This is a genomic window from Herpetosiphon gulosus (genome assembly GCF_039545135.1).
GTDB classification, from domain to species: Bacteria; Chloroflexota; Chloroflexia; order Chloroflexales; family Herpetosiphonaceae; genus Herpetosiphon; species Herpetosiphon gulosus.
In genome coordinates this window covers 30,441-41,318 of sequence record NZ_BAABRU010000032.1, presented here as the reverse complement: position 1 = coordinate 41,318, position 10,878 = coordinate 30,441, and the positions used below count along the sequence as shown (strand labels likewise).

Below are 10,878 nucleotides of genomic sequence, written 5' to 3'. Positions count from 1 at the left end.
TTCGAATACATCGAAATTTTTTATAATCGCCAACGGCTACATTCGAGCTTAGCCTACCAAACGCCCGCGATGATTGAAGCGGCGTGGAGCGGATAAGATAATTATCCATTAAATCGTGACCACATCAGAGGGGGTATTGGCCGACAGTTCCTGTGTGGTGACCCCTGCGGGTGGTGCACCGAACGAGGTCTATCGCTGTACGATTACCTTTGTGAACGGCACGACTACTCAGTGGTCGATCCGCACTGCCGATGGGAAAACGGGGACGATCATGGTCGAAGGACGCGCCTATCGCATGACGCGTGATGCGGATGTTGTGCGGATTGTGGCCGATGGCGGCTCGCCGCAGGTCACTACGTATGCGCGGATGATGCCACCGTTGACGATTGGGAAGCCACGAGACATCTTGACCCAATGGATGGCTCGCGATACCGAGCTTGCCCTGTTTGCGGCAGTGTTCCGTTCGCAGTAGATGCCGCACTGACGACGAACGAATGACCCCAGCATACTGCACGTCCAGCCGAGCGGTGGTGATGGAGCCGTCTGCGCATAGCATTGGGATGATTGTATAGACACCGTGGAACGGTTGAGACGCATCCAGTCCTTGGTATTTGGTGGGACGAAGATACTCTTTGTGGGAGCAATGCTGGTGATGGGGTCATTCGTTATTAACGACGTTATTGCACTGCTCCAAACTGTTCAATTCGCCTAAACTATCGCGGCTTGCTGATCAAAGGGCAGCTGCTTACCTCTTTGATCAGCAATTGTTGTGAAGTTAACCTTTGATCCCAACCACCCCAAATCCGGTAATTGCACTAAAGAAAACGCCCAAGCGGCTGGCAGTTTGGCAATAGCGCTCCCAGTCGAGGGCGGCTTCACGGGTTATTTGGGCTTGTTGCAACAAATCGTTCAGCGCCGATTGGATGCCAAACAGTTGATCGGCGAGGGTTGGATTAGTTTCAATAATTGTCATTGGGGTTGTGCGTACCTGTTGCAGCCCTGAAAGCTGGAATAATCGCGGCAATTGGCGACCCGACCAGCCATTACGCACCCGATCCGTAATCTGTCGGACAATGTAGCGGAGCAGGGCTTTATCGGGGCCATCAATCAAAAGGCTTTCCCAATCGGTATCGCTCACCACAATTCTGCCGCCAACTTTGGTTACACGCAGTATTTCGGCCAAAGCCTGCTTACGATCCTCCAAATGTTGAAAGACCCGATCAGCCCGACAGCTATCGAAATAGCCATCAGGAAAGGGTAGCGCATTAATTGAGCCATGCTCAAAGCGCAGGTTTAGCCCTTGATTGGCCGGGTAATTTCGGGCACTTGCCAGCATGGTAGCGCTGTTATCAAGCCCAATCACCAGCCCTTCAGCGCCAACCTGCTGCGCAATTGAGCGAACATCGTTGCCCGCCCCGCAGCCAACATCAAGCACCCGCTGGCCGAGCTGGATATGCAATAATTCAAAGGTCATGGCCTTGTATTGCGCCACTTGATCAAGCTCGCTGACCGTGTTGAGATAGCCAATACAATGCGTGGGTGCGGCGCTAGTTTGATCGATTGCACCCCAGTCGGTGGTTGTCATACTGGTTCCTATTCTGGCTGAAGTAGCAGCGTCGTTTGCCTTTCATTGGGTAGTGGCAAGCGCATTGGCAAATACTCGCCACGTTGCCAAGGTGCGAGCAAATCGTCAAAATGGTTGCTCAGGATATGCGCCGATTGCCCAGGAGTTTGGATGTAGACGGCTTGATCAAGCGCTGCCAGATCAACAATTTGGCGATAGATCGGCCCGCCATATTGCACAAAATCAATCCGATCAGCTGGCCCAGCATTGATCGTAGCGCTATCACCGCCATTACCAATCGTATGGCTAAACCAGCTATCAAGTGGTTCGATGCCTGCAAATACGGCATGGGGAAAGACTGCTTGATGAATCGTATCCCAACGCCACTGCTGAATCTCGCTACCATACTCGGCGCTTAATTCGGCCAGCGTCTGCTCCAACACGCGCCCCATCAATAATTTACATGATTCAGGCTCAGCAGTGGTTTGATCATCACACCATGCTTGAGCGTTGGTTTGCAAAATGGTTGGAATCGCCAGCGCAAAAAATTGTTCGTGATAGCTATACGAACGCCATATCTCTTCGCCTAGATCATCCACCACAATTGCCCGTGCCAAACGCAAATACCACGTTTCGTAGATTGCCGCCGCCGCACTATCGCTCGTCAAACTTGCATCCCATTGTTTGAGCAATTCCAAGGCTTGTAACGCTTGAGGATTATTGGTTTGAGCCGTGAGCAATAACGGTAAAAGCTGTTGGGCTTGCAACGAGCGTTGATCAGCCTGCATCCGTTGCATAGCAGCCTGATCAAAGGTTGGCTGTTCGCCCAGCAATTGCCAAATTCGCTGAGCGCGGTAGGCTGGAGCCCAACTACGGCTGATTAGCAATGGGTAATCATCGCCAACTGCCTGGTTATTGGCTGAAACCAGCATGCCGCTTGGCGGATTGTAGCTCAATGGCAATTCCGCAAACTCGCTCAGGCGCAACCACGCTGCCTGCGCATTCCAACCTTCGACGGGCAAGCGACCATCACCACCAGCGCGAATTGGCAAGCGTCCAGCGATTTGCAAGCCAATATTGTTGTTGACATCGGCATAGCTAAAATTTTGCATCGGGGCGTGATACCAGGCCAAAGCTGCGCGAAATGTTTGCCAATCGCTAGCAAGATTCAATTGTAACAACGCCGTGATCGTATGGTCGGTTGGTTCGAGGGCTGTCCAGCGCAACGCAAGCACTTGGTTGGTGGCTTGCAGTTCGGCATCAACATCAGAGATAATCGGGCCATTTCGGCTGCTGCGTACTTGCAACGTTTGATCTGGTTGATCGTTAACTTTGATTATCTCGTCACGCAAGGTCAATGGATAGGATTTACCCAGGTATTCGGCGTTGCCTGCTTGATCAAGCCGTTCGATCACCAAATCTTGCACATCAACCCCTGTATTGGTCAGCCCCCACGCAATCGAACGATTATGACCAATCATCACCGCCGGAACACCCGGCAAGGTTGCGCCAATTACGTCAAGTTCGCCTGCTTGAATCTGGGCTAGATACCAAATCGACGGCGCTTGGGCTGCAAGATGAGGGTCGTTGGCTAGCAACGGTTTGCCGCTAATGGTATGTTGGCCAGCTAAAACCCAACTATTGCTGCCCGCATAACTGCCAGCGAGCTTAAATTGCTGATGCAGCTGCTCAACACGCCCCAACAGGCTTGAGCAAAGATCGGCTTGCTCAACACAAAAGGTCGAGTTTACAGCTGTAGCCAACCGCGAAGAACCAGCACTATAGGTGGCATCAGGCAAAATCAACGGGTCGTCGGAGCTAGCTGCTGGTAATAAAAAGGCTGCGCGATCTGGCCCAATTTGAGCGATTAATCGGCTATACAACAGCTCGGCACTCCAGTTGGCCCCAAGGCTCCAGGCCTGTAATTTCCCCGTCAACAACACATCGATTGGCTGCCACAACTGTGGTCTAAACCCCAAAATGCTAAATTCTGGCGGCAAATCCATGCCATTGTGATTCATAATAAATTGATTAATGCCAGCAATATAGGCTTGAATTGCCTGCTGACTTGCCGGATCAAGCGCCTTCCAAGCGCTCTCAGCAGCAGCAACCAAGCCTAAAGCTCGCAAAAATCGATCAGTTTCAAGCGTTGGCGTGCCAAGCACCTCGGAAAGCTCGCCTCGTGCTAAACGCCGTTGAAACTCAAGCTGCCACAGCCGATCTTGGGCATGCACAAAGCCTAAGCCAAACAAGCCATCATGATAATTGGCAGCCTGAATATGCGGCACACCAGCTTGGTCGCGCACAATTGTGACAGGTCGTTGAATCCCGGTTAGCTCAATGGTGCCGCTAGTTTGAGGCAGCGACTGGCGTAAATACACATAGCCGCCAGTGCCTGTGATCAAGCTGATCACAAGTAAGCCCAGTAAAATCCAGCGGGTGAATTTCCAGAATCGATGCATTATGGATACCTATTTAATCAGCATGAGTGGTTGGATGGGCCATACCCACCAGCACCTGACGGCTGCCCGTAAATGCTGAACGCGCATGGGCCACCAACATGTTATCGAGCATCAGCACATCGCCACGCTCCCACGGGAAGATGATCGTTTCGGCTTGATAAGCAGCCCGCAACGCTTCCATAACCTCAGGCTCAATTGGGCTGCCATCACCGTAATAGCTGTTGTTCGGCACTTCTTCGGGCTTGAATTGGGCCAATAACGCATCGCGAATCGGCGCTTCAAGCGTGCTCACATGGAAAAAGGTCGCATGGTTAAACCACACGATTTCCCCAGTAATCGGGTGGGTTGCCACGGCTCGACCCATGCGGCGGGTTTGCAAATGGTCGTTTTCGCCCCAAATCGCCTGCATCCCAACCCGCTCGCAATAGGCCTCGACCTCAGCCCGATCATCAGTTTGGAACACATTGCGCCAATCGAGGCCAACGCCACCACCAAAGTTGCGTACATATAAAATTCCCCGATCAACAAAAGCTTGACGCAAGGCTGGATCAAGCCGTTGATAGACCTTGCGCACATCGGCAATTGGGGTTTCGCCGCCAGTTGCTGGCTCGATGGTGCAACAGAAGAAAATTTGGCGTGGCCAGGCTTTTTGATACGAATTTTCGTTATGCAGAAAAATCGTTTGATCGGCTGGATGTTCGGTCGAGGTGTAGATATTGCCTTGCACTTGGCTACGCGGCGATGAGCGCTCGCGATATTCCAGCAATTCGCCTGAGGCCGCGCTGATTACGGTCTCGAAGGCTTGGGCCGTATCTACACCAAAGCCGCGAAATAGCACCCCACCGTATTGATGCAGTTGCTTGGTTAGCCACGCTAAATTGTTGGTTGACCATTGGGCTAAATCAACCCCTGCAACGCTTGGCCGCACCACCAACGGCAAGCGTTGTTCATTTAAAAAGCTGGTTGTCACCAAGGCTTGTTGATCAGTCGTTAAGGCTTGGCGCTGAATACTGCCAAGTTGTTTTTTTAATCCAGATTTCGCTTCCACAGCTAACCCTCCTATCGTTAATTGCGTGGCTCGATATAGGCCACCAAGCGTAATTGACCATGCTGATCGGGCTGAGCGGTAACCACAGCCTCGCGTAAGGCTGGGTGTTGGCGCAACAGTTGGGCAATTTCTTCAGGCTCGATTCGGAAACCGCGAATCTTGACCTGTTGATCGATGCGGCCCAGAAATTCAAGCTGACCATCGGGCAACCAACGAGCTAAATCACCAGTGTGGTAGAGCCGCTGGCCTGGCTGTTCGGCCCACGGGTTGGGCATAAACCGCTCGGCGGTTAGCGCTGGTTGTTGCCAATAGCCGCGACTGATACCCTCGCCTGCAAGCAATAATTCGCCAGCAACCCCGATGGGCACGGGCTGCATACTTGGATCGACCACATAGGCCTGAATTGTGGCAATCGGACTACCAATCGAGACTGGTTGGTGTGATGCAAGCTTGGCAACGGTGGCCCAAACGGTCACTTCAGTTGGGCCATATTCGTTGTAGAGGGCACAAGTTGGTAGTTGTTGATAGTGGCGATTGACTACGCTGGTGGAACAAGCTTCGCCTGCCACAACCACCGTCCGCAGGCTGGACAATTGGCTTCGTTCGGTTTGTTCCAGCAGCACTGCATACAACGATGGAATTGCCAAGGTATGGCTAATTTGCTGGTGCTCGATTAATGTTGCCAGCGCTAAAATATCGTGGCGCTGCGCTTGATCAGGCAGCACCAAACAGCCAGCTTGGCTCAGCGTCCAGAAGATTCCAGCGATTGAGCTATCGAAGGCATACGATGAGAGCAATAAAAAGCTCGTCAGCGGCTCGCTATATTCAAGCGTTCGCGCAAACGTGGAGCTAAGCAGATTGGCATGGCTCACTATCACACCCTTGGGCCGACCAGTCGAGCCAGAGGTATAGATCAGATAGGCAGCCTGAGCTGGATGAATCGTCGCTGGCACAAATGGCGCTTGCGCAGAAGCCAAATCAGCCAGGCCCAAACAGCCAATGCTGGCAGGCAGGTTTTGCCATAATTCGGGCTGTTGGCAAATCAAGAGCTTCAGTTCAGCATCGCTCGCGATCAATTCAAGCCGCTCGTGTGGGTAGCTTGGGTCAAGCGGAACATAGGCGGCTCCGGTTTTGAGCACCGCCAATATCGCCACAATCAAGCTGGTTGAATGCTCAAGGCTGATACCAACCCGGGTTTCTGCGCCAATTCCTTGGGCTTGCAAATAGCCCGCCAAAGCCTTGGCGCGTTGTTCAAGCTCAGCATAGCTCAAAGCCCCATCATAGGCTTGGATCGCTTGAGCAGTCGGATGCTGTTGGGCAATTTTGGCCAACCAACTCACAAGGTCTCGTGGCGATTGCTCAATTGCAGCGGCCTGGTTAAACCCAAGCAATTGCTGCTGCTCGGCAACACCCAACAATGGCATAGCCCGATAATCAGCGGCAGGGTTGGCAACCATCACGGTAAGAGACGATTGATAGTAGCCTGCGATCGCTTCAATTTGGGCAGCGCTCAAAATCCGGCCATCACAGGTCAAACTCAAGTTAATGTCGTTGGTGAAGGGATCGATGCGGAAATTGGCAACCAATGGAAAACTTGAAACTTCGTAGGGCAGTACATCAAGCAACTCCAACTCGCTGATGCTTTGCAAGGCTTGGAAGATATGGTAGTGAGTGAAGTAGAATAAACTTTCCGACCAAGCCAAACCGTCGTTATGGCGTTGTAGCTCAGCAGTTGGATAGCGCCGATGCTCCAAACTAGCCCGTTCGGCAGCAAAGGTTTGCAAAATAAGCTCACGCCATGTTGGCTGATTGAGCTGCATGCGCAAGGGAATGCTATTGATAAACAAGCCCAAAACCCGTTCACCATCGAGGGTTTCAGGCCGCCCGCTCGAAACCATACTGGTCACCACATCGAATTGCCCAGTCAACATACTGATGACGCGTAAATGCGCCGCCAACAGCACATCTTTAATGGGTACAGCAAGGCTACGCGATAAGGCTTTGAGTGCTTGCGAAAGTTCAGTGCTAATTGCGACTGATTGCGATTGGCTGGTGTTTGAACGCGGCGCATTTGGCCAACGGGGCAAGCGCATCGGGCTAGCTTGAGCCAAATGTTCAGCCCAAAATTGCTGGGTCGCAGGATTGTGAATCGTTGCTTGTTCCAGCCGTACAAATTCGTGATAGCCGATTTGGGGTGCAACGATAGTGCTGGGTTGGCCTTGTAAGCGTCGCGCATAATCGCTAAACAGCTCAGTCAGCATAATCGCATCGCTCCAGCCATCGATCACCGCATGATGGAAGCTCAACGAAAATTGCAGTTCATCATCAGCCCGCACATGGACTTGGAAACGCAACAACGGCAGACTGCTTGGCTCAAAACCGCGCTGCTTTTCGGCAGCAATCCAGGCTTCAATCAAACGATCATGTTGCTCAATAGGCTGGCCACGCAGATCAACGATATTCAACAGGTTTGCGCCTTGGGCATGTACCACTTGCAACGGCTGGCTGGCGCTGGTCAGATCAAAACTGGTGCGCAGGGCTGGATGCCGCGCCACCAAATCATCAACGACCAATTGCAACAACGCCAAATCGAGCACCACCCGCATGCGATAGCTGAAAATATCGTGATACAACGCCTGTTCAGGGTTGAATTGGTTGTGGAAAATCATGCCACCCTGCAACTTGGCAATCGGGAAGGCATCGATGATATTGGTTGGAAGTAGAGCACGATCAGTGGGGCTAATCAAACTGAATGGATTGTATTCGTTAATTCGATTTTCTGTGGAGCAGACCAAAGTTTGTGCCAAACTACGAATCGTTGGCTGATTAAACAGCATTTCAACGCTTAGGTTCAAGCCGCGCTGTTTGGCGTGGGCCACCACCTGAATACTGCGAATTGAATTGCCGCCAAGTGCAAAGAAATTATCATCAATCCCAATTGTCGGTTGCTCAAGCACCTGTTCCCAAATAGCTGCCAAAATTTCTGTTTCAGGGGTAGTTGGGGCAACATAATTGTTTACCACGGTTGGTTCGGGCAATGCCGCCCGATCAACTTTGCCATTGGCAGTTAGTGACCATTGCTCAACCAACACGACGTTGCTGGGCAGCATATAATGTGGCAAGCATTGTTGGGCATAACTCAGCACTGCTTGGTCGCTTAATTGCTTGGGGTCTACATCTGGTGTGGCTTGAAGATAGGCGACCAAGCGTTGATCGTCGCCTGTGCCACGCACCAAGACCAGTGCTAAAGCAACCGCTGGCATACGTTGCAACACCGCCTCGATCTCGCCAAGCTCAATTCGATAGCCGCGCAACTTGATTTGATTGTCACGTCGCCCTAAATATTCCAACGTTCCATCCCAAGCCCAACACGCCAAATCGCCAGTGCGATACAGCCGTGCGCCAGCGATTCCACTCAAACTATCGGGGACAAATTGGGCAGCGGTCAGATCAGGGCACTGATTATAGCCACGAGCAACCCCAACCCCGCCAATATACAGTTCACCAACAACGCCAAATGGCACAGGTTGCAAGCAATCATCAAGTACATACAAACGCATATTGGCAATTGGCAAACCAATTGAAACCGCGCCATCAGCCGGATCAGTTGGTTGGGTTTGGTATATCGCACAGCCAACAACCGTTTCGGTGGGGCCATATTCGTTGAACAAGCAGGTTTCAGGGGCGTGGGTGCGCCATGGAGCCAAAATAGTTGCATCAAGTGCCTCGCCACCAATCACCAAAGCCCGGCTGCGTTGCGCCAATTCAGCACTCGGAATCAATTGATTGAGCACCGCCAAATGCGCTGGTGTCAGTTTGAGCAAACTTAGATTAGTGCTGGCTCGCAGTGCCTGGGCTAGCGTTTCAACTCCAGCCTTACTTGGCAATAAACGCACGGTTTGGCCAGCACACAAGGGCACAAGCAAACTGGTCACGGTCAAATCGAAGGCCAATGGCGAATGCACCAACGAGCCTGTGCCAGCCGCCAAATCGTAGGCTGCAATCGCCCATTGCACATAGTTGCTCAAGCCAGCATGGCTCACCATCACACCCTTGGGCTGGCCCGTTGAGCCAGAGGTATACAGTACATAGGCCAATTGTTCAGGATGGTAGTTCGAATATGGGGCGGCACTTGCTTGATCACATTGCAGCTGATCGACCGCCAATTGGGCAATGGTACAGGGTAAACTTGGCATCAGGTTGGTTTGGCTCAACACCAATTGAATCGCCGCATCAGCAAGAATATACTGAATCCGCTCTGCAGGATAATCTGGCTCTAAGGGCACATAGGCCGCACCAGCCTTGAGACAAGCCAACAACGCCACGACCATCAGCGGCGAGCGCTCAAGATACAGACCAACCCGCTGCTCGGGCTGAATACCGTGTTGGATTAATTGTTGGGTCAGTTGGTTGGATTGCTGGGTTAATTCGGCATAACTCAGTTGCTCTGCGCCAGATTGCACGGCAATTGCTTGCGGATTATGCAGTGCCTGCTGATCAATGAGATGGTGAATTGGTGTAGCAGCAAATGACTGCTCGGTTGCATTAACCTGCTTGGTCAGCAAGGTTTGGGTCTTGCTACCAATGATTGGCAGTTGCTCAAAGGTTGGTTTAGATTGTTGCCCAAGCCAAGTCATCATCGTGATTAAGCTCTCAGCCAAGGCCTCGGCAACCTCGGAGCGCATATTGGTTGCATCGTAATCTAAGGTCAATTGCCAGCTTGCAGCTTGCTCGATCAGGCTTAATTTACAGCGAAACAAATCAGTATGGCTGGTCAGGTGTTCAAGCTGATAATGCGCCGCTGTTTCCCAACGATAGTGAGCAAACGCCAACGCCAACGGCTGATCAAGCGCAATTTGCTGCCAACTAAAATATTCTTGGAACTGCGCTAGCTCGGCCAATTGTTGCTCTAACATAGCTGTAGCCTCGGCAATTGGCTGATTGGCAGTAATTTCGCTTGGCAACAATGGCAGATAGCGCTCAAATAAGCCTTGGGCATTGACCAATTCAGCATACGAACGGCCATCGAATGCCACTGCCAAGGCTGGCGTTTGCGCATAATTACTGCGGCTGAGCAACCAGCGCCAAAGGCTTAGCACCGTACTTGCCACACCAATATTATGTTCAATACACCAAGCATTAACTGGCTTAATTATGCTTGGCGCTAGATTCAACTCGATGCGAGTTGGCTGAATCGATGACAAACGTGCAAAGCCACGTAGATCATGGGGAGCTTGATTGAGCGCTTGAGTTTGCCAAAATGCGCGTTCGACGGCATTTTCAGCGGCTTCGAGCAAGCCATTTTGCCATTCAGCAGCATCAATATATTGCATCAACTCATCGGTTGCGCTCAATTCGTGCGGAGCCAACGCAGCTTGGGTTAGCTCAGTGAGCAACAATCGGGCACTGGTAGCATCGCTGACCAAGGCTGAGAGCCATAGCCCAAGCCATTGCTGCTGGCCATGCTCAAAAACGGTAATGTGCATCAAACCTGCATCGGGCGGTACGGCAAGCTCACTTATCTGTCGTACTTCAGCTACCTGCTGCTGCTGCAACACCACCGTTTGGGTATGCAACACTTGGGCTGGCAGCTTTAACCCAGCAATCTGCTCAAAACGGGTACGTAATGCCTCGTGGCGCTCGATCACCTGATCTAATGCGGCTTGCCAGCGTTCATGGCTTAGGGTGTTGGTTAAACCAACGACCAGCCATGTACCCAAAGGCTGCTGGCTTTGTGGTTGAACCAACCACGTATGGGTTTGCTGCGGCGATAGCCGAAAATGCTCAACTGCGTGTTGCTGCAT

Annotated in this window: 5 protein-coding genes; 1 reads left to right on the top strand and 4 read right to left on the bottom strand. The window is 51.9% G+C overall.

Going from position 1 to position 10,878, the window contains the following annotated elements:
* The first annotated feature begins 115 nt into the window (after positions 1 to 115).
* Positions 116 to 472, top strand: a complete 357-nt coding sequence (locus ABEB26_RS24335) for a hypothetical protein (protein WP_345724693.1) — start codon at positions 116 to 118, stop codon at positions 470 to 472.
* A 303-nt stretch (positions 473 to 775) separates the two neighbouring features.
* On the opposite strand, the gene ABEB26_RS24330 is transcribed toward ABEB26_RS24335, so the two are convergent.
* Genes ABEB26_RS24330 through ABEB26_RS24315 form a run of 4 tightly spaced genes read right to left on the bottom strand, consistent with a single transcriptional unit; the run spans position 776 to position 10,878 of the window.
* Positions 776 to 1,585: a class I SAM-dependent methyltransferase gene (locus ABEB26_RS24330; RefSeq protein WP_345724692.1), complete on the bottom strand. Its 810-nt coding sequence runs from the start codon at positions 1,583 to 1,585 to the stop codon at positions 776 to 778.
* Between the two features lie 8 nt (positions 1,586 to 1,593).
* Positions 1,594 to 4,026, bottom strand: coding sequence for a penicillin acylase family protein (locus tag ABEB26_RS24325; RefSeq protein ID WP_345724691.1), 2,433 nt, complete (start codon positions 4,024 to 4,026; stop codon positions 1,594 to 1,596).
* Positions 4,027 to 4,039: 13 nt separating this feature from the next.
* Positions 4,040 to 5,074 carry a TauD/TfdA family dioxygenase gene (locus tag ABEB26_RS24320; RefSeq protein WP_345724690.1) on the bottom strand — a complete coding sequence of 345 codons (1,035 nt, stop codon included), beginning with the start codon at positions 5,072 to 5,074 and terminating at the stop codon, positions 4,040 to 4,042.
* A gap of 17 nt (positions 5,075 to 5,091) precedes the next feature.
* The gene (locus tag ABEB26_RS24315) at positions 5,092 to 10,878 is read right to left on the bottom strand and encodes an amino acid adenylation domain-containing protein (protein ID WP_345724689.1); all 5,787 of its coding nucleotides are present in this window, start codon (positions 10,876 to 10,878) and stop codon (positions 5,092 to 5,094) included.